Origin of the sequence: Brachybacterium sp. NPDC056505 (genome assembly GCF_042794925.1) — a bacterium.
Lineage (GTDB): Bacteria > Actinomycetota > Actinomycetes > Actinomycetales > Dermabacteraceae > Brachybacterium > Brachybacterium kimchii.
In genome coordinates, this window is sequence record NZ_JBHTSV010000003.1 from 185,254 (window position 1) to 209,894 (window position 24,641).

Annotated in this window: 23 protein-coding genes; 8 read left to right on the plus strand and 15 right to left on the minus strand. The window is 72.2% G+C overall.

What is annotated here, in order from left to right; genetic code table 11:
• Positions 1-2: 2 nt before the first annotated feature.
• The 3 genes from dnaG to dusB are packed head-to-tail and all read right to left on the minus strand — an operon-like array spanning position 3 to position 4,646.
• Positions 3-2,021, minus strand: a complete 2,019-nt coding sequence (gene dnaG, locus ACFQ53_RS03790; protein WP_377855519.1) for a DNA primase — start codon at positions 2,019-2,021, stop codon at positions 3-5.
• Between the two features lie 55 nt (positions 2,022-2,076).
• A complete protein-coding gene (locus ACFQ53_RS03795; RefSeq protein WP_377855522.1) occupies positions 2,077-3,420 on the minus strand; it encodes a deoxyguanosinetriphosphate triphosphohydrolase in 1,344 nt (447 codons plus the stop codon).
• Between the two features lie 8 nt (positions 3,421-3,428).
• On the minus strand, positions 3,429-4,646 hold the full coding sequence (gene dusB / locus ACFQ53_RS03800) for a tRNA dihydrouridine synthase DusB (RefSeq protein WP_377855524.1): 1,218 nt from the start codon (positions 4,644-4,646) through the stop codon (positions 3,429-3,431).
• Between the two features lie 196 nt (positions 4,647-4,842).
• Between dusB and ACFQ53_RS03805 the strand changes: the two genes are divergently transcribed.
• On the plus strand, positions 4,843-5,922 hold the full coding sequence (locus ACFQ53_RS03805) for an LLM class flavin-dependent oxidoreductase (RefSeq protein ID WP_377855526.1): 1,080 nt from the start codon (positions 4,843-4,845) through the stop codon (positions 5,920-5,922).
• Positions 5,923-5,960: 38 nt separating this feature from the next.
• Positions 5,961-6,782: a potassium channel family protein gene (locus ACFQ53_RS03810; RefSeq protein WP_377855529.1), complete on the plus strand. Its 822-nt coding sequence runs from the start codon at positions 5,961-5,963 to the stop codon at positions 6,780-6,782.
• Here the strand turns inward: ACFQ53_RS03810 and ACFQ53_RS03815 are convergent.
• The gene (locus ACFQ53_RS03815; RefSeq protein ID WP_377855532.1) at positions 6,736-8,127 is read right to left on the minus strand and encodes a glycine--tRNA ligase; all 1,392 of its coding nucleotides are present in this window, start codon (positions 8,125-8,127) and stop codon (positions 6,736-6,738) included. The two genes, ACFQ53_RS03810 and ACFQ53_RS03815, sit on opposite strands and share 47 nt — an antisense overlap.
• 309 nt (positions 8,128-8,436) lie before the next feature.
• Here ACFQ53_RS03815 and ACFQ53_RS03820 point away from each other — a divergent pair, with 309 nt between their 5' ends.
• From ACFQ53_RS03820 to ACFQ53_RS03835, 4 genes are read left to right on the plus strand one after another with little or no spacing between them, the layout of a single operon-like run.
• A complete protein-coding gene (locus ACFQ53_RS03820; RefSeq protein ID WP_377855535.1) occupies positions 8,437-9,486 on the plus strand; it encodes a metal ABC transporter substrate-binding protein in 1,050 nt (349 codons plus the stop codon).
• On the plus strand, positions 9,483-10,238 hold the full coding sequence (locus ACFQ53_RS03825; protein WP_377855538.1) for a metal ABC transporter ATP-binding protein: 756 nt from the start codon (positions 9,483-9,485) through the stop codon (positions 10,236-10,238). The genes ACFQ53_RS03820 and ACFQ53_RS03825 overlap by 4 nt, the downstream gene beginning before the upstream one ends.
• On the plus strand, positions 10,235-11,146 hold the full coding sequence (locus ACFQ53_RS03830; protein ID WP_377855541.1) for a metal ABC transporter permease: 912 nt from the start codon (positions 10,235-10,237) through the stop codon (positions 11,144-11,146). Before ACFQ53_RS03825 ends, ACFQ53_RS03830 begins: the two co-directional genes overlap by 4 nt.
• 20 nt (positions 11,147-11,166) lie before the next feature.
• Positions 11,167-11,583 (plus strand): Fur family transcriptional regulator, encoded by a 417-nt coding sequence (locus ACFQ53_RS03835; RefSeq protein WP_377855544.1) that lies wholly within the window; start codon positions 11,167-11,169, stop codon positions 11,581-11,583.
• 446 nt (positions 11,584-12,029) lie between these two features.
• On the opposite strand, the gene ACFQ53_RS03840 is transcribed toward ACFQ53_RS03835, so the two are convergent.
• The 4 genes from ACFQ53_RS03840 to ACFQ53_RS03855 all read right to left on the minus strand — a co-directional run bounded on the left by ACFQ53_RS03840 (position 12,030) and on the right by ACFQ53_RS03855 (position 15,533).
• Positions 12,030-12,920: an isoprenyl transferase gene (locus ACFQ53_RS03840; RefSeq protein ID WP_377855651.1), complete on the minus strand. Its 891-nt coding sequence runs from the start codon at positions 12,918-12,920 to the stop codon at positions 12,030-12,032.
• A gap of 51 nt (positions 12,921-12,971) precedes the next feature.
• Positions 12,972-13,703, minus strand: coding sequence for a DNA repair protein RecO (gene recO / locus ACFQ53_RS03845; protein WP_249479699.1), 732 nt, complete (start codon positions 13,701-13,703; stop codon positions 12,972-12,974).
• Between the two features lie 67 nt (positions 13,704-13,770).
• A complete protein-coding gene (locus ACFQ53_RS03850; protein WP_377855548.1) occupies positions 13,771-14,559 on the minus strand; it encodes a methyltransferase domain-containing protein in 789 nt (262 codons plus the stop codon).
• 53 nt (positions 14,560-14,612) lie between these two features.
• Positions 14,613-15,533 (minus strand): LysR family transcriptional regulator, encoded by a 921-nt coding sequence (locus ACFQ53_RS03855; RefSeq protein WP_377855551.1) that lies wholly within the window; start codon positions 15,531-15,533, stop codon positions 14,613-14,615.
• 112 nt (positions 15,534-15,645) lie between these two features.
• Here ACFQ53_RS03855 and ACFQ53_RS03860 point away from each other — a divergent pair, with 112 nt between their 5' ends.
• Complete coding sequence (locus tag ACFQ53_RS03860) at positions 15,646-16,776, plus strand: DMT family transporter (RefSeq protein ID WP_377855554.1); 1,131 nt, start codon at positions 15,646-15,648, stop codon at positions 16,774-16,776.
• A gap of 27 nt (positions 16,777-16,803) precedes the next feature.
• Here ACFQ53_RS03860 and ACFQ53_RS03865 read toward each other — a convergent pair whose 3' ends face one another.
• From ACFQ53_RS03865 to ACFQ53_RS03895, 7 genes are all read right to left on the minus strand, one after another.
• A complete protein-coding gene (locus ACFQ53_RS03865) occupies positions 16,804-17,217 on the minus strand; it encodes a DUF1801 domain-containing protein (protein WP_377855557.1) in 414 nt (137 codons plus the stop codon).
• Positions 17,218-17,469: 252 nt separating this feature from the next.
• The gene (gene leuA / locus ACFQ53_RS03870; RefSeq protein WP_377855654.1) at positions 17,470-19,179 is read right to left on the minus strand and encodes a 2-isopropylmalate synthase; all 1,710 of its coding nucleotides are present in this window, start codon (positions 19,177-19,179) and stop codon (positions 17,470-17,472) included.
• A gap of 347 nt (positions 19,180-19,526) precedes the next feature.
• Positions 19,527-20,501, minus strand: coding sequence for a GTPase Era (era, locus tag ACFQ53_RS03875; protein WP_249479691.1), 975 nt, complete (start codon positions 20,499-20,501; stop codon positions 19,527-19,529).
• Positions 20,494-21,867 (minus strand): hemolysin family protein, encoded by a 1,374-nt coding sequence (locus tag ACFQ53_RS03880; RefSeq protein ID WP_377855561.1) that lies wholly within the window; start codon positions 21,865-21,867, stop codon positions 20,494-20,496. The genes era and ACFQ53_RS03880 overlap by 8 nt, the downstream gene beginning before the upstream one ends.
• Complete coding sequence (gene ybeY / locus ACFQ53_RS03885) at positions 21,864-22,331, minus strand: rRNA maturation RNase YbeY (RefSeq protein ID WP_228358367.1); 468 nt, start codon at positions 22,329-22,331, stop codon at positions 21,864-21,866. Before ybeY ends, ACFQ53_RS03880 begins: the two co-directional genes overlap by 4 nt.
• The gene (locus tag ACFQ53_RS03890) at positions 22,328-23,443 is read right to left on the minus strand and encodes a PhoH family protein (RefSeq protein ID WP_377855566.1); all 1,116 of its coding nucleotides are present in this window, start codon (positions 23,441-23,443) and stop codon (positions 22,328-22,330) included. Before ACFQ53_RS03890 ends, ybeY begins: the two co-directional genes overlap by 4 nt.
• Positions 23,440-23,832, minus strand: a complete 393-nt coding sequence (locus ACFQ53_RS03895; RefSeq protein WP_377855657.1) for a histidine triad nucleotide-binding protein — start codon at positions 23,830-23,832, stop codon at positions 23,440-23,442. Before ACFQ53_RS03895 ends, ACFQ53_RS03890 begins: the two co-directional genes overlap by 4 nt.
• 148 nt (positions 23,833-23,980) lie before the next feature.
• On the opposite strand from ACFQ53_RS03895, the gene ACFQ53_RS03900 reads away from it, so the two are divergent.
• Positions 23,981-24,523 (plus strand): NADPH-dependent FMN reductase, encoded by a 543-nt coding sequence (locus ACFQ53_RS03900; protein WP_377855569.1) that lies wholly within the window; start codon positions 23,981-23,983, stop codon positions 24,521-24,523.
• Positions 24,524-24,641 lie beyond the last annotated feature (118 nt).

Sequence of the window (24,641 nt, forward strand, 5' to 3'; positions counted from 1 at the left end):
CCTCACTCGTCGCGCGAGTGCAGGGCCCGTCGGCGTTCCTGGGCGGCGGTGAGCTGGCCGAGAATGCGCTGGTACTCCTCGGGGTCCGCACCGGCGTCGGTGCGCTGCAGGCGCTGGCGCAGCACGGAGAACTCGCGGGTGATCGAGAGCTCGGTGAGCCTGTCCAGCAGCGAGGTCGCGAGGCGCTGGAGGTCCTGCTCGTCGCGCGCGGGGAGCTCGACGTTGGCGATCTCGATGATGAGCGGGCGCACCGTCTCCCCCGCGATCTCGAGCACCTGATCGATGAAGCGGGCCGCCTCGAGCGTTCCCTCGACCGCGTCGAGCAGGGTGCCGGTCGCCAGGATCACGTCCCAGACCCCCTGCAGGGCCGGGACGTGGAAGGAGTCGTCGGGCAGGGAGCCGACGCGCTCGACGTCGAGCATCCGCGGCACCTGCAGCATCACGGCGAGGGACTGCAGCTCGACCTGGCCGACGGGATCCCGGCGGTTGACGACGTCCGCGAGGCGCATGATCGGGATGCCGGCCGCGGCATCGTCGGCGCCCGTGCGGGCCCCGTCGGCCGAGGACCCCTGAGCGCCGGTGCCCTGTCCGGCCCCGGCCTGGGGCGCCGACTCCCCCGGACGCTCGGCGTGCCGGCCCTGCTGCGGGGCGGTGCGGGCGGCGTCGTGGACGGCGCGCAGCACCGTGCGCTCGTCCATCCCGAGCCAGCCGGCCAGGCGCCGGGCGTACTCGGGGCGCATGGCGCGGTCGCGGATGCGGGCGATCACCGGTGCGGCCATCCGGAGCCCGGAGACCTGGCCCTCGACGGTGTCGAGGTCGACCTGGGCGAGGACGGAGCGGATGGCGAACTCGAAGAGTGGCTTGCGGGAGTCCACCAGATCGCGCACCGCCGCATCGCCCTGGGCGATCCGCAGCTCGCAGGGATCCAAGCCGCCGGGCTCGACCGCCACGAAGGTCTGGGCGACGAAGCGCTGGTCCTCCTCGAAGGCGCGCAGCGCCGCCTTCTGACCGGCGGCGTCGCCGTCGAAGGTGAAGATGACCTCGCCGCCGAGCCCGCGACCGTCGGCGTTCAGGCGCAGTCCGGCCGAGGGGTTCGTGTCCCCCATGATGCGGCGCACCACCTTCACGTGGTCGGCGCCGAAGGCGGTGCCGCAGCTCGCGACGGCCGTGGTCACGCCCGCGAGGTGCGCAGCCATGACGTCGGTGTACCCCTCGACGACGACCACGCGGTGCTGGGAGGAGATCTCCTTGCGGGCGAGGTCGAGCCCGTAGAGCACCTGGGACTTGTGGTAGATCGGGGACTCGGGCGTGTTGAGGTACTTGGGGCCCTGGTCGCTCTCCAGCAGCCGGCGGGCGCCGAAGCCGATGGTCTTGCCGGTGACGTCGCGGATCGGCCAGACGAGCCGGCCGCGGAAGCGGTCGTAGACCCCGCGCTGGCCCTGGGAGACCAGGCCGCTCGCGGTGAGCTCGGGCTCGGTGAAGCCGCGTCCGCGCAGGTGCCCCAGCAGGCTGTCCCAGCCCTCGGGGGCGAAGCCCACGCCGAAGCGCTCGGCGGCCTCGCGGTCGAAGCCGCGCTCGGCGAGGAAGCGCCTGCCCACCTGCGCGCTCGCGGTCGCGAGCTGCTCGCGGAAGTACTCCTCGGCGATCGCGTGGGCATCCAGCAGGCGCTGCCGGGTGCCGAAGTCGGGGCGATCGCCGCCTCCGCGGCCGACGTCCTCGTAGTGCAGCTCGACGCCGTAGCGGCCCGCGAGCATCTCCACGGCCTCGACGAAGCTGAGGTTGTCGATCTTCTGCACGAAGGAGATGACGTCGCCGCCCTCCCCGCAGCCGAAGCAGTGCCAGTGGCCCAGCTGGGGACGCACGTTGAAGCTGGGCGTCTTCTCGTCGTGGAAGGGGCACAGGCCCTTCATCGAGCCGATGCCGCCGCTGCGCAGGGTGACGTGCTCGCCGATGACCTCGTCCAGGCGCGCGGTGCCCCGGACCTTCTCGACGTCCTCGCGGCGGATCCTGCCCTGGCTCATCGGCTCCTCGTCCCCTCCTTCGGTCCTTCTCGTGGTGCTGCGGGCGCTCCCGCCGCTACAGGTCCGAGCCGAGGCCCGGGAGCGGCGTGTCCGCGGCGGTCACGTGCGTGGTGCCGCCGCGGTAGAGCGTCTCGTGCAGGCGACGCGCGGTGACGTCGGTGAACGAGGCGATCTGGTCGATGACCACGCGCGCTCTCCCGGCGTCGTCCTGGGCATCCTCCCAGAGCTCGGAGAAGATCGGGCTGAGATGCACGCTGCCGGTGTTCCAGAGGTGCGCGTACAGGTCGCGGAGGATCTGCTCCTGCTGCGCGTAGACCGGCCGCTGGGCCGCGGAGCTCATGACGTAGGCGGCGGCGAGCCCCTTGAGCACAGAGATCTCCAGCCGCGTCTCCTCGGGGACGACGACCTCCCCGGCGAAGCGCGCGATCGGGCCCTCTCCGTGGCGCTCGCGCGTCGCCTCGACGACCGCGTGGGTGAAGCGGCCGATGAGCTGGCTGGCCATGTCCTTGAGCGCGGCGGCGTCCCGCATCGAGCCGGTGTAGCGCAGCACCCACCAGGGCTGGTCCTCGAGGCGGGCGAGGGCCGCGTCCAGAACGTCGATCGGGTCGGTCGGCGTGTACCAGTCCTGGACGACGTAGAGCGCGGCGGCGCGCTCCATCGGGTCGGCGAGGAGCGCGAGATCGAGTGCGCCGCCGGTCACCGAGTCCTCGATGTCGTGCACCGAGTAGGCGATGTCGTCGCTGATGTCCATGACCTGCGCCTCGGAGCACTTGCGGATGCCCGGAGCGCCGTCGCGCGCCCAGTCGAAGACGCCCTGGTCATCGGGGTAGACGCCGAACTTCGAGGAGGCGGGGTCCGGCCCTTCGCCGCGGCGCCACGGGTACTTGATCGCGGCGTCGACCGTGGCGCGGGTGAGGTTCAGCCCGAAGGGGCGGTCGGCCCCGATGAGCTTGGGCTCGAGGCGCGTGAGCAGACGCAGGGTCTGCGCGTTGCCCTCGAAGCCGCCGATGCCGGACGCGAGCTCGTCGAGCACCTTCTCGCCGTTGTGGCCGAACGGCGGATGGCCGAGGTCGTGCGAGAGGCAGGCGGCGTCGACCACATCGGGATCGCAGCCGAGGGCAGCGCCGATGTCGCGGCCCACCTGGGCGACCTCGAGCGAGTGGGTGAGGCGGGTGCGCACGAAGTCGTTGGCGCCGGCGCCCAGGACCTGGGTCTTCGCACCGAGGCGTCGCAGCGCCGACGAGTGCAGGACGCGCGCGCGGTCCCTCTGGAACGGCGTGCGCGTGTGCGACTTGGGAGGCTCCTCGCCCCAGCGCTCCTGGTCGGAGGTCGTGTACCCCGGCGGCAGGGCGACCAGCGGGGAGTCCGCGGAGGTGCCCCGCTGCGTCAGGTGCTCCATGCGGGCGCTCATCCTCCCGAGGTGTCCAGCTCGGCCTCGTGGAGGCGGGCGCGGTGCTCGTCGCTCAGCTCCCGGGACTCCATCCATCCCTCGGGGCAGACCGCACGCTTGGGGGTGCCGGCGCGGCCGCGGGGCCCCTCGGCGTCGGCCCCGGGGTAGGGCGAGTCGAGATCCAGCTCGGCGAGCTTCGCGTCGAGATCGGCGAGCGACTCCATGGTCGCCAGCCGGTGCCGCATCTCGCCGCCGACGGGATACCCCTTGAAGTACCAGGCGACGTGCTTGCGCAGGTCGCGCATGCCGCGGCCCTCGTCCTCGAAGAACTCCACGAGGAGCTCGCCATGACGGCGCATGGTGCGGGCGACGTCGCCGAGGGTGGGACGGATGCGCTCGGGACGGCCCGCGAAGCCGGCGGCGAGATCGGCGAACAGCCACGGGCGTCCCTGGCAGCCGCGGCCGACGACGACCCCGTCCGCGCCGGTCTCCTCGACCATGCGCAGGGCGTCCTCCGCCGACCAGATGTCGCCGTTGCCCAGCACGGGGATGTCGGTGACCAGCTGCTTGAGGTCAGCGATCGCCTCCCAGTGCGCCTGCCCGCTGTAGTGCTGGACGACGGTGCGGCCGTGCAGCGCGATCGCGGACGCGCCGACCTCCTGGGCGATCAGACCGGCGTCGCGGTACGTCAGATGGTCCTCGTCGATGCCCATGCGGGTCTTCACCGTGACCGGGACGTCGCCGGCGGCCTCGACCGCGCCGCGGACGATGCGCGTGAACAGCTCGGTCTTCCACGGCAGGATGCCGCCCCCGCCGCGGCGCGTCACCTTGGGGACGGGGCAGCCGAAGTTCAGGTCGATGTGGTCGGCGCGGTCGCGCTCGACGAGCATCTCGACCGCGCGGCGCACGGTCGTCGGGTCCACGCCGTAGAGCTGGACCGAGCGCGGCGTCTCGCGCTCCCCCATCGTGACCAGGCGCCATGACTCCGCGTGGTCCTCGACGAGGGCGCGGGAGGTCACCATCTCGGAGACGAACAGCCCGCCGTCGTCCTCCGAGTGCAGCGCGCCGAACTCGCGGCACAGAAGGCGGAAGGCCATGTTCGTGATGCCGGCCATCGGCGCGAGCACGACGGGCGTGTCGACGGTGTGCGGGCCGATGGTGAGGGTGCGCCGCTGCGGCTCCGCGGTCGGGGACGCCGGGGAGCTCGGTGCGGTGGGGGCGTCGAGGGTGGTCATCACCGCCGATTGTCCCATCCCCTGTGCCGCACCGGGAGGCCCGGCGAGGGTGATGTGCATCGGAGGGGCATGGGGAGGACCCGTGTGACGGCATCCGCCCGTGAGCGGACCTGCGCGCCTACGATGCGGCTATGCCCCAGGTGAGCGTCCAGCAGCACGTTCCCGCGGCCCCACCTGACTCCCCGACGGAGGACCGATGACCACGCAGACGCACTCCCCCGATCGCCGCCGACCCGGGAGCCTGGGCTTCCTCGCCTTCGTCGACCACAGGGGCATCGAACCCGCCAGCACCGCGGGAGCGCGCTCGCAGGGTCTCGACGACGGGCTCGATCTCTTCGAGCGGGCCGAGGGCATGGGGATCGACGCGGGATACGTCCGGCACCGCCATCTCCAGGACTTCCTGTCCGCGCCGCTCCCGTTCCTCGCCGCGGCCGCTCAGCGCACGCGCACGATGGCGCTCGGGACGGCTCTGATCCCACTGCGCTTCGAGCAGGCGGGCCGCCTCGCCGAGGATGCCGCGACCACCGACCTCCTCGCCGGCGGCCGCCTGCGCCTGGGCGTGGGATCGGGGTACGCGAAGCAGGACGCCGTGAACGAGCGCGCGTTCGGCACGGTCGACGGCGACGTGCGCGCACGGGTGGACCAGGTGCTCGAGGACCTGCTCGCCTTCGTCGACGGGGAGGTGGTCGCGACCGCCGACGAGTTCTTCGAGACCGAGGACGCCGGCACACCCCTGCGCGTGCGCCCGCAGGCCCCCGGCCTGCGTTCGCGCATCGCCTACGGCGCCGGCTCGATCGCGAGCGCCGAGAGGGCGGGCCGTCTCGGGATCGGTCTGCAGGTCTCGACGCTGCAGCCGGCCGACGGCTCGGGCCGCTCGTTCGAGGAGCTGCAGAGGGAGCTGATCGAGGCCTACCGCGCCGCGAGCCGGACGGCCGGCCACGGCGAGGGCCACGTCTCGGCGAGCCGGCAGGTCCTCCCCGTCACGCGGCGGTCGGACCTGGACGACTTCGCGCACCTCATCGAGCGGGACCGGGAGCGGCAGGCTGCGATGCGCGAGGGCACGGCGCTGATCGGCGGGCGGCCCGCAGCCTTCGGGCGCGTGGTCGCGGACTCCCCCGAGGAGGTCGCGCGCTTCCTCGCCGACGACGTCGCCCTGCAGGCGGCCGACGAGGCGATCCTCGCGCTCCCCTTCGGCCATCCCTACGACGTGGTCCGACGGATCACCACCGTCTTCGCCGAGCAGGTGGCACCGCCGCTGCGGCAGGCATGGGCCTGAGGCGCATGCGTCCGGGATCCGAGGACGTCCCGCACGGCATGAGCACGGCTCGCGGGGATCGGGCGGCGCGCTGGGAGAGGACGACGCGATGGCCGCTGCTCTCGGTCTCGCTGCTGTTCCTCGCGTCCTATTCCGTGCAGGTGATCGCCCAGCCGGACGGGCTCGTGCGCCATCTGCTGAACGGCATCACGTGGGTCGTGTGGGCGGCCTTCGCCGTCGACTACGTGGTCAGCCTCGTCCTCGCGCAGCACCGCCTGCGCTGGATCGTGCGCCATCCGCTCGACCTCGCGCTGGTGGTCTTCCCGGGCCTCGCGATGCTGCGCCTGGCGCGGTTCATCTCGCTGGTGGTGCTGCTGCAGCGGCACGCGGGCGCCCTCGTGCGCGGGCGCGTGGTCACCTACGTGGTCGGCGCCTCGTCCCTGGTGACGTGGGTGGCCGCCGTCGGGGTGCTCGACGTCGAACGCGGCGCGCCCGGAGGGAACATCGAGACCATCGGCGATTCGCTCTGGTGGGCGATCGCGACCATCACGACCGTCGGCTACGGCGACTACACACCGGTGACGCTGCCGGGTCGCCTGATCGCCGTCGGCCTCATGATCTGCGGGATCGCCCTCGTGGGCGTCATCACCGCGACCTTCGCCAGCTGGCTCATCGGCCCGGTCCGCACCCCTGCACCCGCGGAGCTGGGAGGGTCCGCGGGCCCGGAGGCGTCAGCAGGTCCGGACGCACCCGCGGAGTCGGACGCGCCTGCCGGAACGGGGATCACGGGGCACGACGCCCCGCAGCCCCCGGCCGACGACGACCGGCCCTCCGTCAGGCCCCGATCAGACGCTGCGCCAGGTAGCCCTTCACCTCGGTGAGGGCCACGCGGGTCTGCTCCATCGAGTCGCGCTCGCGGATGGTCACGGCCTGGTCCTCGGCGGTGTCGAAGTCGACGGTGATGCAGAAGGGCGTGCCGATCTCGTCCTGGCGGCGGTAGCGGCGGCCGATCGCCTGGGAGACGTCCATCTCGACGTTCCACAGCGGGCGCAGCTCGTCGGCCAGGGCGCGGGCGCGCGGCACCAGGTCCTCGCTCTTGGACAGCGGCAGCACCGCGACCTTGACGGGCGCCAGGCGCGGGTCGAGGCCCAGCACGGTGCGGGTGTCGACGCCGCCCTTGGTGTTGGGGGCCTCGTCCTCGCGATATGCGTCGACGAGGAAGGCCATCATCGAGCGCGTGAGACCGAAGCTGGGCTCGATCACGTACGGGGTGTACCGCTCGCCCGAGGCCTGGTCGAAGTACTGCATCTTGGTGCCGGAGACCTCGGTGTGGCGCCCCAGGTCGAAGTCGGTGCGGTTGGCGATGCCCATGAGCTCACCCCACTGCCCGCCCTGGAAGCCGAAGCTGTACTCGATGTCGATGGTGCCGTCCGAGTAGTGGGCGCGATCCGCCTCGGGGACGTCGAAGCGGCGCATGTGGTCGGGATCGATGCCCAGATCCACGAACCAGTTCCAGCAGTCCTCGACCCAGCGGTCGAACCACTCCTGGGCCTCCTCGGGCGGGGTGAAGAACTCGATCTCCATCTGCTCGAACTCGCGGGTGCGGAAGATGAAGTTGCCGGGGGTGATCTCGTTGCGGAAGGCCTTGCCGACCTGACCGATGCCGAAGGGCGGCTTCTGGCGCGCGGCGGTCACCACGTTCAGGAAGTTCACGAAGATGCCCTGCGCGGTCTCGGGCCGCAGGTAGTGCAGCCCGGACTCGTTGTCGACGGCGCCCAGGTAGGTCTTCATGAGCCCCGAGAACTGCTGCGGCTCGGTGTACTCGCCGCGCGTGCCGCAGTTCGGGCAGGGCACCTCGGCCAGCCCGCCCTCGGGGGCGCGGCCCTTCTTCTCCTCGAAGGCCTCGAGGAGGTGGTCCTCGCGGAACCGGCTGTGGCAGCTGCGGCACTCCACGAGCGGATCGGTGAAGGTCTTGACGTGCTCGGACGCCTCCCACACGCGCGTGGGCAGGATGATGGCCGAGTCCAGGCCGACCATGTCCTCACGGCCCTGCACGAAGGTGCGCCACCACTGCTTGCGGATGTTCTCCTTGAGCTCGACCCCGAGGGGACCGTAGTCCCAGGCGGAGCGGGTGCCGCCGTAGATGTCGCCCGAGGGGAACACGAACCCGCGCTTCTTGGCGAGGGCGATGACGTTGTCCAGGGTGCTGGCGGGGGCCTTGGCCACGGTGTGACTCCTGCGATGCGGCGGTGGGGCGCTCCGCGGTGGCCGCTGGCGCCGGCCCCTCGCGAGGACGCGGAGGGGTGCGACGGATCCAGGTGCGGCGTGGGCCGCGACGGCGGGCGGAGCGCCAGGACGAGCGCCCAGCATATCGACGAACGGGCTCGGCGGCGCAGCGCGGCCGGAGCGCCACGGCGCGCCGCTGGGGAGCCTGATCCTCCGGCGGCCGACGGGGCGCGATGCGCGCCACATCCCGCGGCTCCTCGCGCACCGCGAGCTTGCACTCGAGCGAGCTCAACTCTGATAATCACTCTCATGTTCGCCACGCCCCGCTCCCCCCGCCGCTCCTCGTCCGCACACCCGTCCGGCGCCGCCGCGGCGTCCGTCCTCGCGCGGCCCGTGACGACCACGCGGCGATCGCTGCTGGGCCTCGCGGGCATCGGCGCGGCCGGCCTCGCGCTGAGCGCATGCGGGGGGACGTCCGGCTCCTCGGGGAAGCCCGTCATCATCACGGGCTGCTACGGCCTCACGTATGCCGCGCAGCAGGTCGCCGGTGACCTCGCCGAGGTCGTGAGCCTCGCCCAGCCCGGCGTCGACCCGCACGACCTCGAGCTGTCCGTCGCCCAGGTCGCGCAGGTCCAGGAGGCGACGCTGATCCTCCAGATCCCGGACTTCCAGGCCTCCCTCGACGACGCGATCTCCTCGAAGGACCTCTCGGACGCGACGCTCGACGTGTCCACCGTCGTCACCATGCTCTCGGGCAGCGGCGAGGAGGACGAGCACGACCACGGCGACGAGGAAGGCGAGGACGGGGCGTCCGACGAGGGCGGGCACGAGGACCACGACCACGGCGCCCTCGACCCGCACTTCTGGAACGACCCCGCGCGCCTCGGGAAGGTCGCCGAGGCCATCGGCGAGCACCTGGCGAAGGCCGATCCGGACAACGCCTCCACGTTCCGGGAGAACGGCGCGAGCGCCCGCAAGGCACTCGAGGACCTCGACGCCGAGCTGAAGAAGGAGTTCGACGCCGTGAAGGGCGACAAGCCCTTCGTCACCAGCCACACCGCCTTCGCCTACCTCGCCGAGCGCTACGGGCTCGAGCAGATCGGCATCACCGGGATCGATCCCGAGGTCGAGCCCTCCCCCAAGCGCCTGCTGCAGCTGCAGAAGGTCATCGAGGACCAGCACGTGACCACGGTGTTCTTCGAGACCACCGCGTCGCCGAAGGTCGCCGAGACGCTCGCCGACAACGTGGGAGCCGAGGCCGAGGAGCTCGACAACCTCGAGACCCAGCTCTCCGAGGACGCGGACTACCCTGCCGTCATGCGCGAGAACTGCTCCAAGCTCGTGGCGAGCTGGTCATGACGCCCTCCCCCGCGACGCCGGCGGTCGCCGTCGAGCACCTGGACGTGGACCTCGGCGGCGCCCCGGTGCTGCACGACGTCTCCCTCGAGGTCGCCCCCGGCGAGCTCGTCGGCCTGCTCGGCGCGAACGGCTCCGGCAAGTCGACGCTGCTGCGCGCGATGGTGGGCGTCCAGGCCGCGAGCGCCGGCACGATCAGCCTCTTCGGGCGTCCCGTGAAGGACCGCAAGGTCCATGCGAAGGTCGGCTACGTCCCGCAGTTCGCCGCGGGCGGCGGATCGATCCCGGCGACCGCCCGGGAGACGGTCGCCACCGGGCTGCTCGGGCCCGGCCGCTGGTTCTCGCGCCTGCACGATCCCCGCGTGGACTCCCTGCTCTCCGACGTCGGCCTCGCCCCGATGGCCGACCGCCCGATCACCCAGATGTCAGGCGGACAGCGCCAGCGCGTGATGATCGCGCGCGCCCTCGTGCGCTCCCCGCAGCTGCTCGTGCTCGACGAGCCGTTCTCCGGCGTCGACGTCGCGACGCAGGACGCGATCGCCGCGATCTTCCGCCGTCTCTCCCAGCGCGGCACCACGGTCGTCGTGGTGCTGCACGAGCTCGGCCCGCTGAGCGAGGACGTGCGCCGCGCCGTGGTCCTGGACCGCGGCCGCGTCGTCCACGACGGAGCGCCCGAGGATCGCCCGCTGTTCGACCCCGGGCACGACCACCAGCCGCTGCACGAGGAGTGCCTGGGACAGGAGATCCACCCATGACCATCGCCCCCTGGGACCTGCTGACCAGCGACATCATGCGCTACCCGCTGATCATCGCCGTGCTCATCGGCCTCACCGCCCCGATCGTGGGCACCTACCTGGTCCAGAAGAACCTCTCCCTGCTCGGCGACGGACTCGGGCACGTGGCGCTCACGGGAGTGGCCGTCGGCTGGCTCGTCGGCGCCTGGATCAGCGCCTCCCCGCAGGACCTGCTCGCGATCCCCGGCGCGCTCGTCGCCTCCGTGATCGGCGCGGTCGTCATCGAGATCGTGCGCGAGGTCGGGCACACCAGCCGCGACGTCGCCCTCGCGATCCTCTTCTACGGCGGCATCGCGGGCGGCGTCGTCATCATCCAGCTCGCGGGCGGCGGCTCGCAGAGCCTCGTCGGCTACCTCTTCGGGTCGCTCGCGACGGTCACCGCGACCGACCTCGTGATCGCGGTGGTCCTCGCCGTGATCGTCATGGTCATCGGCATCGGGCTGAGCCGCGTGCTCTACACGGTGACGGGCGACGAGGAGTTCGCGCGCGCCTCGGGCCTCCCCGTGCGCGCGATGAACATCCTCATCGCCGTGATCGCGGCGCTCACCGTGACCCTCGCGATGCGCATCGTCGGCGCGCTCATGGTCTCCGCCCTCATGATCGTCCCGGTCGCCGCGGCCCAGAGCGTGGTCGTGGGCTTCACCCGCACGATGCGCACCGCGATGGGCATCGCGGTGGTGTGCGCGCTGGGCGGCCTCGTGCTCACCGCCTATGTGGACCTGCCGCCCGGCGGCGTCATCGTGCTGCTGACGATCGCCTGCTACGCCGTGAGCCTGATCCTGCGGCCGATCGTCCAGCGCCTGCGCGCGCGCCGGGCCCAGGTCGAGAGCCGTTCCGGCGTGAGCGAACCGATGCCCGCGGACGTCTGAGTCCTGGGATGATGGTGAGCATGCAGCGAAACACGAGGCAGCGCACCGCGATCCTCGACGCGCTCGGCCGTCAGGACGACTTCCGCAGCGCGCAGCAGATCCACGAGCAGATGCGGGCCGACGGCGAGACCGTGGGCCTTGCCACCGTGTACCGGAACCTGCAGACCATGTCCCAGGGCGGTCAGGTCGACGTGCTCGTCACCGACGACGGCGAGTCCATCTACCGCCAGTGCGCCGAGAGCGGCCACCATCACCACCTGGTGTGCCGCGAGTGCGGGCGCACCGTCGAGTTCCAGGCGCCCCAGGTCGAGGAGTGGGCGCGCCGCGTGGCCCGTGAGCACGGCTTCACCGAGGTCGACCACACGATGGAGATCTTCGGGCTGTGCCCCGAGCACTCGGACTCCTCGTCCGGCGCCTCCCCCGCCTCCGGGGCGTGACGGCGTGCTCGAATGGATCGGCTCGCTCCCGCTGCTGCCGGCCGTCGGCCTGCTCTGGGTGATCGTGCTGTGCCGCGCGGGCGGCACCTACCTCGTGGGCCGCGGGGCGCATCGGCTCGCGCACCGGGGCCGGCTCGCACAGATGATCGAGAGCCCGTCGGTGGATCGCGCGATCACCATCGTGAACCGATGGGGCGCGCCCGTCGTGGCGCTGAGCTTCCTCACCGTCGGCTTCCAGACCGCCGCGAACCTCTCGGCCGGCCTCACCCGCATGCCGGCCGTGCGCTACGTGCCGGCGCTGCTCATCGGCGGCCTCGCCTGGGCCGTCATCTACGCGACGATAGGACTGGCCGTCGTGATCACCTGGATCGAACTGTTCCTGCTGAGCCCCTGGGTCGCGATCCTGGTGCTCGCGCTCGTCATCGCGCTGGTCGTCCTGCTCGTGCTCAGACGCCGCCGGTCGCGCGAGAGTCAGGAGCAGCAGTCGATGGAGCAGCCGCGGGAGCAGGAGAGCCTGCCTCGGGAGTCGGAGCGTCCACCGCTCCCCCGTAGCGACGATCCCTCCGCGCGTACTCGGTGACCGCGCGCCACAGCACCCGGCGGTCCACGTCCGGCCACAGCTCGGGCACGAACACCAGCTCGGCGTAGGCGGCCTCCCAGAGCAGGAAGTTCGAGGTGCGCTGCTCCCCGCTCGTGCGCAGGAACAGGTCGACCTCGGGCATCTCGGGGTCGTCGAGGTACCGGCGGAACGAGGACTCCGTGATCGCGCGCGGGCTCAGACGGCCCTCGCGGGCGAGCGTCGCGACCTCGCGGATGCCGTCGACGATCTCGGCGCGGCCGCCGTGGTTCACGCACATGTACAGGGTCATCCGGGTGTTGCCCGCGGTGAGGCGCTCGGCCTCCTTGAGCTCCTTGATGACGGAGCTCCACAGCCGCTGCTCACGGCCGATCCACCGGATCCGCACGCCCCAGGAGTGCAGGGTGTCGCGCTGACGGCGCAGCACGTCGCGGGAGAACCCCATGAGGAAGCGGACCTCCTCCGGGGAGCGCTTCCAGTTCTCCGTGGAGAACGCGTAGGCCGAGAGATGGGTGACGCCGATCTGCAGGGCCCCCGCGACCACATCGAGCAGCGCCGCCTCGCCGGCCTCGTGGCCCGCGGTGCGGGGCAGCCCGCGCTGGTTCGCCCAGCGCCCGTTGCCGTCCATGACGACCGCGACGTGCCCGGGGATGGTCTGCGGCGGCAGCTGCGGGGGCCGGGCCCCGCTGGGATGCGCGAAGGGCTCGGCGGGACGGCGCGGGGCGTCGACGGTGCGACGTCCGCCGTCACCGGCGCTCACCGCGCCGGGCCGTTCCCTCCGCTGCGTGCTCCTGCGTGCCACGACTGCTCCTCAGCGCTCGACGTACCCCAGGGAGCGGACCGATCGCTCCAGGTGCCAGGTGATCGTATCGGCGATCAGGCGGCTGGCCTCCTCGCGGGTGGTCTGCTCGGAGTCCAGGACGTTCTCCCAGTCGCCCGCCATGAGGAAGATCATGTGCTCGATCGCCGCCTGACGGACGGCGACGGCCCCGGGACGGCGGCACGCGCTGCAGACGAGGCCGCCCGCGGAGACGTCGAAGGCGTGGTGGGGACCGTCGGCCCCGCACGTCGCGCACACGCGCAGCTCGGGCGACCAGCCGGCGAGGGCCAGGGTGCGCAGAAGGAACGAGTCGAGCACGAGCGAGGCGGGGATCGCTCCCGCGGCGACGGTGCGCATCGCCCCCACGAGCAGCAGGAATCCTCGCTGCGAGGGATCCACGACGTCGTCGGTGAGGCGGTCGGTGGTCTCGAGCATCGCGGTGGCCGCGGTGAAGCGCGAGTAGTCCGCGGCGATGGCGCCCGCGAACCCCTCGATGGTCACGGCCTGGGTGACGGTGTGCAGGTTCCGTCCCGCGTGCAGCTGCAGGTCCACCAGGGTGAACGGCTCCAGGCGCGCCCCGAAGCGGCTGCCCGTGCGCCGCACGCCCTTGGCGACGGCGCGCACTTTCCCGTGCCGGCGCGTCAGCAGGGTGATGATGCGGTCGGCCTCGCCGAGCGGGTGGGTGCGCAGGACGATCGCGTCGTCCCGGTAGAGCTTCTGCATGATGGGTCGAATCTACCGCCGGGGGCCGACGGTCGGCGCCCGCCGCGCCCCGTCGGGCGGCGTGGGATCAGGCCCGTCTGCGCGCGACGGCGAAGACCCGGCGGAACGGGAGGACGACCCCCTGGCCGTCGTCGGGGTAGGCCTCGCGCAGCCGCTGCTTGAACGCGGCGACGAAGCGCTCGCGCAGCCCCGCCGGCAGGGCCTGCAGGGTGGGCCGGGCGCCCGTGCCGCTGACCCACTCGAAGACCGGGTCCTCGCCGTGCAGGACGTGCAGGTAGGTGGTCTCCCATGCGTCGACCTCGCAGCCGGTGTCCTGCAGCGCGCGCAGGTAGGTCGCGGCGTCGTGGGACGCGGGGCTCGCGATGCCCTCGAGGTGCTCGGCGAAGGGGTCCTGAGACGCGAGCTCGCGGCGGATCGCGTGGCTGGGCTCGTCGAAGTTGCCGGGCACCTGCATGGCGAACCATCCCCCGGGCGCGACCTGGTCGATCAGCTGCGGCAGCAGTTCGAGGTGGCCCGGGACCCACTGCAGGGCGGCGTTGGTCACCAGGACGTCGACCGGACGCGGCGCGCGCCACGCGGCGAGGTCCGCGAGCTCGGCGCGCACCCCGTCGACCGTCGCGGCGCGCTCGATCATCGCGGGGCTCGAGTCCACGGCGATCACCTCCGCGCCGGGCCAGCGCCGGGCGAGCAGGACGGTGAGCGTCGCCGGCCCGGCGCCGAGGTCGACGACGAGCCCCGGGTCCTGCGCGCCGATGCGTGAGGTGAGGTCGAGGAACGGGCGGCCGCGCTCGTCGCCGAAGGCGAGGTACTGCGAGGGGCTCCAGCTGTGCGGCGGGACGGGCGCTGGGGGCGTCATCGGCGGACTCCATCCGTGGGTGCGGTGCGATGCGAGCCCACTTTATCTTGATCTCAAGAGAGTTTCGGCGGAACCGCGGAATCCAGCGTGGCGGCGGCCTCGGCGAGGGCCGTGCGCAGCGCGCGTGTGGCCGGATGGTCGCGGCGGCCGCTGCGCACCGCCGTGTGGAGCCGACGGCGCGGCGCGCCGGCGAGCTCGAGGAGCCGTGCGGGTCCCAGGTGCTCGCGCGCCACGAGCCCGGGGAGGATCGCGACCGCGTGCCCCGAGCGCACCAGATGGGCCTGCAGGAGCAGGTCGATGGTCTCGAAGCGAACGCGCGGCTCGAGGCCCAGCCGGCGCAGGTGGTTGCGCACCCAGACCCCGGGCATGACGGTCTCCGGGTCCGCTGTCCAGCTGGCGTCGGCGAGATCCTCGATCCGCGCCGGTTCGCACCAGGGCCCTGACGACGGGACGGCCAGCAGGAGCGGGTCCTCGAGCAGGGGCTCGCGCTGGACGCCCGGCCTGTGCGGCTCGTCGAGCCCGGGATACTCCTCGCCGAGCACGAGGTCGAACTCATGGGCGAGCAGGCCCTCGTACGCGGGCTCGACCTCGCGCTGGTGGACCTCGATCTGCAGGTCGGGATGTGCAGCGGAGAGCACCGTGAGCGCGGGAGGGATGAGCGAGAGCATGACCGACTGGAAGGAGGCGACCCGCAGCACTCCCGAGAGCACGGGCCGGGTCGCTGCGAGGTCCGACTCGGCGCGCTCGACGCCCTCCAGGAGCACCGCGGCGTGCTCGGCGAGCAGGCGTCCCGCGTCGGTGAGGACCAGGCGTCTGCCCATCTGCTCGGTGAGGCGCGCACCGGTCTCCTTCTCGAGCTGGGCGAGCTGCTGGGAGACCGCGGACGGCGAGTACGCGAGGCTGCGCGCGACCGCGCCGACGGTCCCGAGGCGCGCGAGCTCGTGCAGTGTGCGCAGCCGGGAGAGGTGGAGCATCGGACCTCCTGAGGGCCTTCGAGCTACCATTCAGCAACGCTTCACGATATCGCGCACGAATCCTCGCGCTGCTGATCTTCCACGTGCCGGTGATCGCGCGGAGAATCGATGTGTGACCTCCTCGTCCGCGCCCTCCACCGCAGCCGCCCAGCCCGGTGCCGCCTCGACCGCACCCGCGCAGCCCTCCCCCGCGTCCCCCGTCGCTCCCGCTGTGCTCATGATCCTGGGCTCGTGCACCTCGCTGCAGTTCGGGGCGGCGCTCGCCGCACAGCTGTTCCCCGCGCTCGGCTCGTGGGGCGTGACGTGCCTGCGCCTGGGGATCGCGGCGATCGTCCTGCTGGTCCTCGTGCGCCCCGCCGTGCGCGGCTGGAATGGCGGGCAGTGGCGTGCAGTGCTCGCCTTCGGCCTCGCACTGGGCGCCATGAACGGCAGCTTCTACGCGGCGATCGAGCGGATCCCGCTGGGCACCGCGGTCGCGATCGAGTTCCTGGGCCCGCTCGTGCTCTCGGCGATCCTCTCGCGCCGCGTCGCCGATCTGGCCTGCGTGGTGCTCGCCCTGGCGGGGATCGGGATGTTCGGGCTCGAGAGCCTCGCGGGTGCCGGGGCGCTCGATCCCATCGGCGTCCTGTTCGCGCTGATCGCCGCCGTGTTCTGGGGGTTCTACGTGCTCGCGAGCGCGCACGTGGGTCGGCACGTCCCCGGTCAGGGCGGCCTCGCGGTCGCACTCGCGATCGGGGCTCTCGCCCTCCTCCCGCTCGGTGCGGGCGGCGCGCTCACCGCCGTCACGCGCCCGGGGCTGCTGCTGCTCGCCGTGGCCACCGCCCTGCTCGCCTCGGTCATCCCCTACACCCTCGAGCTCGCGGCGCTGCGGCGCCTGCCCCGTCACGTGTTCGGGATCCTGCTGAGCCTCGAGCCGGCGATCGCCACGATCGCCGGGCTCGTCCTGCTCGCGCAGGTGCCCACCGTCTACGGGCTGCTCGCCGTGGTGCTCGTGGTCGCCGCGAGCGCAGGAACCACGATCACCGCCCGGCGCGCCCAGTCCCGCGGCGCGGACGATGCGGACCGGGCGGAAGGCCGCCCCGCGCCGAGCGACGGCGAGCTCGAGACGCTCCCGGTCGACGAGTACCCCGCCGCGCTGTCCGTGCAGGCGATCGCCGAGCCGGAGGCCGTCACCGGGCAGTTCCCGGTCCTCGACCCTCAGGAGCGCGAGGCCGACGACGTCGGCGGGCCTGACCGTCCCTGAGGGCCGCCGGGTCCGGTCCGCGCCGAGTCAGCAGCCCGCGGTGCCGCTGCTCCAGCCGAGTGCGACGAGCTCGCGCAGCACGTCCTCGTCGACGTCCGTGAGGCCGTTGACGTACACGCAGCCCGCGCCCTGTCGGTGTTTGTCGAGCGTCTCGAGCAGCGGCGCCGACCGTGCGTGATCCTGCAGGCCGTACAGGGAGATCGCGGCCTTCCGGGGACTGAAGCCGACCCGGAACCAGGTGCCGTGCGAGGTCCGGCCGCGGTACTCCCTCTCGCCGTAGCCGATCATGCTCGGGCCCCACATGACGGGCGTCGCCCCGGTCACCTCGCCGAACAGGTCGAGCAGACGGGCGCCCTCGTCGCGCCGCCGAGAAGTCGGCAGAGCGGCGCAGTAGGCGACGGGGTCCTCCTGCGTGGGCTTCGTCTTCACCTCATGGGCCATGGCGCGAGCCTACTCAGGTTCCGGGAGCTGGAGGGCACGCGGAGAGCGGCGGCCTGCCAGAGGTCGGCCCCGTGCGCCGGCCGTGCGGTGTCGTGGAAGGGCCGTTGGTGGGGAGCCATGGCGTATAGGGCACGGCTCGCCACCAGCGGCCCGTGGAGGCCGCGTCGGGCCGAGAAGGCCGTCTCCAGAGGGCACGAAGGGGCCGACGGGAATGCCCCGTCGGCCCCTTCCTCGGCACCATGCCGCGCCCGGTCAGCCCTTCGCGCGCTCGGCCCGGTTCAGCGCCGAGACGATCGCCTGCAGCGAGGCGCGGGTGATCGAGCCGTCGATGCCGACGCCCCAGAAGATCCGGTCCCCGATCTCGCACTCGATGTACGAGGCGGCCAGGGAGTCGTCGCCCTCGGTCAGCGCGTGCTCGGCGTAGTCGAGGATGCGCAGCTGCACGCCCTGGCCGGCCAGGGCCTTGACGAAGCCGTCGAGCGGGCCGTTGCCGTACCCCTCGACGGTCTCCTCGTGGTCGACCACGCGCAGCTCGACGGTGATGCGGTCCGAGCCCTCGCCCGCGGACTCCTGGTGCACACCGTGGAAGCCGAAGCGCCCCCAGGTGCGGGCGGGGTCCTGCGCGGGCAGGTACTCGTCGGTGAAGCAGTCCCACAGGGAGGCCGCGGAGACCTCGCCGCCCTCGGAATCGGTGATGTTCTGGACGATGCCGGAGAACTCGATCTGCAGACGGCGCGGCAGGTCCAGACCGTGCTCGGTGCGCAGCAGGTAGGCCATGCCGCCCTTGCCGGACTGCGAGTTCACGCGGATCACGGCCTCGTAGGAGCGGCCGATGTCCTTGGGGTCGATGGGCAGGTAGGGCACCCGCCACACGATGTCGTCGATGTCCTTGCCGGCGGCCTCCGCGTCGGCGCCCATGCGGTCCAGGCCCTTGTTGATGGCGTCCTGGTGGGAGCCGGAGAAGGCGGTGAACACGAGGTCGCCGCCGTAGGGCACGCGCTCGGGCACGCGCATCTGGTTGCAGTGCTCGACGGTGCGGCGCACCTCGTCGAGGTCGCTGAAGTCGATCTGCGGGTCCACGCCCTGGCTGAACAGGTTCAGGCCCAGCGTCACCAGGTCCACGTTGCCGGTGCGCTCGCCGTTGCCGAACAGGCAGCCCTCGATGCGGTCGGCCCCGGCCATGTAGCCGAGCTCGGCGGCGGCGACGCCCGTGCCGCGGTCGTTGTGGGGGTGCAGGGACAGCACGATGGCCTCGCGGGGCTCCAGGTGGCGGCTCATCCACTCGATCGAGTCGGCGTAGACGTTCGGGGTGGCCATCTCGACCGTCGCCGGCAGGTTCACGATCATCTTGCGCTCAGGGGTGGGCTTGATGATCTCGGCGACCGCGTTGCACACGCGCACGGCGTACTCGAGCTCGGTGCCCGTGAAGGACTCCGGCGAGTACTGGTAGGTGATCTGCGTGTCCGGGACCGTCTCCTCGTACTTCTTGCAGAGCAGGGCGCCCTGCACGGCGATGTCGAGCACGCCGTCCTCGTCGGAGCGGAAGACCACGTCGCGCTGCACGATCGAGGTCGAGTTGTACAGGTGGACGACGGCCCGCTTCGCTCCGGCGATCGCCTCGTACGTGCGCTCGATGAGGTGCTCGCGGGACTGGGTAAGCACCTGGATCGAGACGTCCTCGGGGATCCGGTCCTCCTCGATGAGCGTGCGCACGAAGTCGAAGTCGGTCTGGCTCGCGGCGGGGAAGCCGACCTCGATCTCCTTGTAGCCCATGCGCACGAGCAGCTCGAACATCCGCAGCTTGCGCTCGGCGTTCATGGGGTCGATGAGGGCCTGGTTGCCGTCGCGCAGGTCGACCGCGCACCAGCGCGGGGCGCGGGTGATACGCACGTCGGGCCAGGTGCGATCGGGCAGCTCCGCGCGGATCTGCTCGTGGAAGGGCAGGTACTTGTGGATCGGCATGCCCGAGGGCTGCTGGGGCGCCTCGCCGTCGGAGCCGACGACGGGCAGCGACGGGTCCGCGATCGCGGCGCGGGCCGGTACCGGGGGAACCTCGCCGGTGTGCGCGTCGGTGCGGGGATCAGCGGGGGCCGACGGGGCGCTCGCGCCGGAGGCGGAGGGCTGAGAGGTGCTGGTCGCAGTGGTGTTCACGGAAGATCCTTCGTCTGCTGATGCGGGTCGCCGGGTGGGCAGAGGAGCAGCCGCGGCGAGGTCCCGGCGTATCAGGCCTCGACGCGGCGGCTAAGCAGGAGGATCGTTCCCAGCACGTGAGACACCGTACACCCGGCGCGGCGCACCCGATCCCCGTCTCAGAATCCGAGCCGCCCGAGCTGGCGGGGGTCGCGCTGCCAGTCCTTGGCGACCTTGACGCGCAGGTCGAGGTGGACCCGCCGGCCCAGCAGCGCATTGATGCCCTCGCGGGCGTGCGCGCCGACCTCCCTCAGCCGCGAGCCGCCGCGGCCGATGATGATGCCCTTCTGGCTGTCGCGCTCGACGAAGAGGCTCGCCCGCACCACCAGGCGCCCCTCTCCGGGGGCGACCTCGGCGAAGGGATCGCCGTCGGGATCGGTCTCGGCGATCTCCTCGACCACCACGGCGATCGAGTGCGGGAGCTCGTCGCGCACGCCCTCGAGGGCGGCCTCGCGAATGAGCTCGGCGATGCGGTCCTCGTCGCTCTCCTCGGTGAGCTGCCCGTCGGGGTACAGCTGCGGGCTCTCCGGCAGGAGGCCGGCGATCACGCCCACGAGGTCGTCGATCTGCCGTCCGGTGACGGCGCTGATCGGGACGATCGCGTCGACGTCGAGCAGCTGGTCGACGTCCATGAGGTGCTCGGCGATCCGCTCGGGTCGCACCAGGTCGCACTTGGTGACGATCGCGACCACCTTCGGGCCGCGCCGGCCCTGGCGCATCTCGGCGAGGTCCTCCGCGATGAAGCGGTCGCCGGGGCCGATCTTCTGATCGGCGGGAAGGCAGAAGCCCACCACGTCGACCTCGGTGAGCGTCTCGCGCACGAGGTCGTTCAGGCGCTCCCCCAGCAGCGTGCGCGGGCGGTGCACGCCGGGGGTGTCCACGAGGATGATCTGGGCGTCCTCGCGGGTGAGGATGCCGCGGATCGCGCGGCGCGTGGTCTGCGGCTTGGAGGAGGTGATCGCGACCTTCTCCCCCACCAGGGCGTTGGTGAGCGTCGACTTGCCGACGTTCGGCCGGCCCACGAGCGCGACGAACCCCGCCCGGTGCTCGAGAGGACCGTCGGCCTCGCCGCTCCCGATGCTGCTCTCAGCCATGGTGCTCCTCCTCGGAGACGGCGTCGCCGCTCTCGTCCTCGTGCGCGGCGATCACGGGCACCGCGCCGGTACGGGTGTCCTCGCGCTCGTCCTTGGGTGTGCGGCTGACGAGCACGGTCGCGAGCTGCTTGCGGCGCCCGCCGGTGCGGTCGGCCTCCAGGTGCAGGCCCAGCGCGTCGGCCTCCGCGCCGAGGATCGGGATCCGCCCGAGCGCCTTGGCGAGCAGGCCGCCCACGGTGTCGACGTCCTCGTCCTCGATGTCCAGGCCGAAGAGCTCGCCGGCGGCCCCGATGCTCTCGCGCGCCGGGACGCGGAACACGCCCTCGCCGAGGTCCTCGATGCGCAGCTCGGCGCGGTCGTGCTCGTCCGCGATCTCGCCCACGATCTCCTCGAGGACGTCCTCGATGGTGACCATCCCGGAGACGCCGCCGTACTCGTCGACCAGGATCGCGATGTGCACCCGACGGGTCTGCATCGCATGCAGGACCTCGTCGGCCCCGAGGAACTCGGGCAGCACCATCGGTGCGCGCATAATCTCGGCGACGGGCCGCTCGGGGCGGGGATCCCACGGGGAGTGGATCGTGCGCATGACGTCCTTGACGTAGAGGACGCCCTGGAGGTCGTCGACGGTCTCGCCGACCACGGGGATCCGGGAGTACCCGGAGCGGACGAACAGGCGCATGGCCTTCTCCGCGGTCGTGTCCGCGGTGACCGTGACGATGTCCGTGCGCGGCACCATGATCTCGCGCACCAGCGTGTCGCCGAGGTCGAAGACGCCCTGGATCATGTCGCGCTCGGAGTCCTCGAGCTCCTCGTTCTCCATGGCCCGGTCCACGTACTGGCGCAGCTCCGCCTCGGTCGCGTACGGGCCGCCGGAGATCTTGCCGCCGGGTGTGAAGGCCGAGCCCACATGGATCATGAGGCGCGCGAGCGGGCCGAGGAGGCTGCGCACCACGCCGATCAGGCCCGAGAGCAGCGTCGAGAAGCGCTCGGGCCGGCGCCGTCCCACCGTGCGCGGGGACACCGAGACCACGAGGAACGAGCCGACGACCGCGATCGCCACGGAGATCAGGGTGGGCAGCACCCAGCCGTCCATGGTCTCGAACACGATCGCGGTGATCGCGACGGCCATGATGGATTCGGAGATCACGCGGCCCAGGCCGATCGCGGCGAGGGTGTGCGGGGCGTCCTCGTGCTGGTGGAGCACGCGTCGGCGCACGCGCTCGGGGGCCTCGGCCTCCTCGAGGTGGCGTTCGAGCGCCGCGCGGGAGGTGCCCAGCAGAGCGGCGTCCGCCGCGGAGAGCAGACCGCCGCAGACCATGCCGAGCACGGCCAGCGGGATGAGGACGAGGAGCAGCGCCGTCACTCGGCGTCCTGGCCGCGCGTGGAGAGGAAGGTGAGCAGCAGCCGGCGCTGGAGGTCGAACATGACCTTCTTCTCGTCCTCCTCGGCGTGGTCGTAGCCCATGAGATGGAGCATGCCGTGCGTGGCCAGCAGCAGCATCTCCTCGACCGCGCTGTGCCCGGAGGAGGCGGCCTGCTTGGCGGCGACGCTCGGGCAGATCGCGATGTCGCCGAGGAGGCCCTCGGGGGCGGCCTGGTCCTCGGTGCCCGGCGTGAGCTCGTCCATGGGGAAGCTCAGCACGTCCGTGGGCCCCGGCTCGTCCATCCACTGGATGTGCAGCTGCTCCATGGCCGACTCGTCCACGAAGAGGATGGAGAGCTCGGTGAGCGGGTGCATCCGCATCTTCTCGAGCACGAAGCGGGCGAGGTCGACGAACTCCCGCTCGTCGATGCGGGTGGTGGTCTCGTTGCGGACCTCGATGCTCATCGGCCGGTGCTCCTGCTCTCGTGCCGGCGCTGGCCGGATCCTCCGCGGCCCCCAGAGGAGCCCCTGTTCGTGCGCCCTCCCGTGCCGCCGGGACCGCCGCGGGCGTCGCGGCCGCCGATCTCCCAGCGGCCGTAGGCCTCGACGATCTCGGAGACCAGCCGGTGGCGCACGACGTCCTGCGGCGTGAGGCGGCAGAAGGAGATGTCGTCGATCCCCTGGAGGACCTGTTCGACGACCTTGAGCCCGCTGGGCTGGCCGCCGGGCAGGTCGACCTGGGTGACGTCGCCGGTGACGACCATCGTCGAGTTGAAGCCGAGGCGGGTGAGGAACATCTTCATCTGCTCGGGGCTCGTGTTCTGGGCCTCGTCGAGGATGATGAAGGCGTCGTTCAGGGTGCGCCCGCGCATGTACGCCAGCGGCGCCACCTCGATGGTGCCGGCGCCCATCAGGCGCGGGATCGACTCGGGGTCGAGCATGTCGTGCAGCGCGTCGTAGAGGGGGCGCAGGTAGGGATCGATCTTCTCGTTGAGGCCGCCCGGGAGGAATCCGAGCCGCTCCCCCGCCTCGACCGCGGGCCGGGTGAGGATGATGCGGTCGACCTGCTTGGTCAGCAGCATGCGCACCGCGACGGCGACGGCGAGGTAGGTCTTGCCGGTGCCGGCGGGGCCGATGCCGAAGGTCACGGTCGAGTTCTCGACGGCGTCGATGTACTGCTTCTGGCCGAGGGTCTTGGGGCGGATCGTGCGCCCCCGCGAGGAGAGCACGGCCTGCGAGAGGACGGTGTCGATGCGCTCGCCCGCGGCGCGCTCGTCGCCGTAGAGGGCGGCCGCGCGGCCGACGGCCTCGGGGGTGACGGTCTGGCCCTGCTGCGCGATCTGGATGAGCGAGCGCACGATGTGCTCGCCGCGGCGCACGGCGTCGGCGGTGCCGCGCAGTGTGACCCGGTGACCGCGCACGACGATGTCCGCCTCGGGGACCGCCCCCTCGAGGGCGTCCAGGGCGCTGTCGGACTCGCCGAGCACCTGCAGGGGGCTGAGGTGGTCGGGGATCGAGAGGTGCCTCTCGGTGAGGGCGGGCTCGGGGCCCGGTGCGGGAGTGGCGGGGTCGCTCACATCTCTCCTTCTGCGAGCTCTCCGCCCGCGAGCACGTGCGCGTGCACGTGGAAGACGGTCTGGCCGGCCTGTGCGCCGGTGTTGAAGACGAGGCGGAAGTCGCCGTCCGCGAGCTCGGCGGCGAGGTCGCCGGCCACGGAGGCCACGTGGGCCAGCAGGGACGGCTCGTCCGCGAGCTCGCGGACGTCGCGCAGGTGGGTGCGCGGCACGACGAGGACGTGGACGGGCGCCTTCGGCGAGAGGTCCTTGAAGGCGATCACCGACTCGTCCTCGTGGACGCGCTCGGAGGGGATCTCCCCCGCGATGATCCTGCAGAAGACGCACTCGGGGTCGACGCGGATCGCGGCCGCGGAGCCGGGCGTCGGGGCGCTGGCGGGCTCGGTGCTCATCATGGTCTCGATTCTACGGGCCGCGGGCCGACGGGGCGTGCGCGTGGGGTCGACCACAGCTGGTTCATGATCCTGGCTTTCGAGGGTGCCAAGGAGTTGACTGGCCCCGACTGGTTCAGTTGTCAACTATTTTCGTGAGGTCCCCGGAATGCCCAAGCTCGGAATCATCCTCTCCAGCGCCCGCCCGAACCGCGTCGCCGACCACGTGGCGCGCTGGGTCGCCGATGCGGTCGACGACCGCTTCGAGGTGGACCTGATCGATCTGCGCGAGGTCGCGCTGCCCGCCTTCGACGAGCCGCAGTCCCCGAAGTCCGGGGCCGACAAGACCACCGACCACGGCCGGACCTGGGGCGAGCGCATCGCCGCCCTCGATGCCGCCGTGATTCTCACCCCCCAGTACAACGGCTCGTACCCCGGCGCCCTCAAGAACGCCGTCGACTTCCTCTACGGCGAGTGGAGCGGCCTGCCGCTTCTGCTCATCGGCTACGGGTGGAACGCCGCGAACGAGGTGCTCCCCCTCCTGGAGACCCTGATGACCCGCGTCGGCGCCGACGTCGTCGACACGCTCGGGCTCGGCTTCCGCGAGGACCTCTCGCTCGAGGGCGAGCTGTTCGTCGGCGAGGAGAAGGTGGCGCGTCTGGCCGCGGACCTCGCCTCCCTCGAGGAGAAGGCGCTGCAGCCGGCCGCCTGAACCGCAGGGCGCGCGCAGGAATGCGCGCAGCCGCGAGCAGCGGCATCGACCACCGGGCGGGCCCGGGATCCCCGAGGGGTCCCGGGCCCGCCTGTGTCCGGGCGCGGGCGGGGACCCG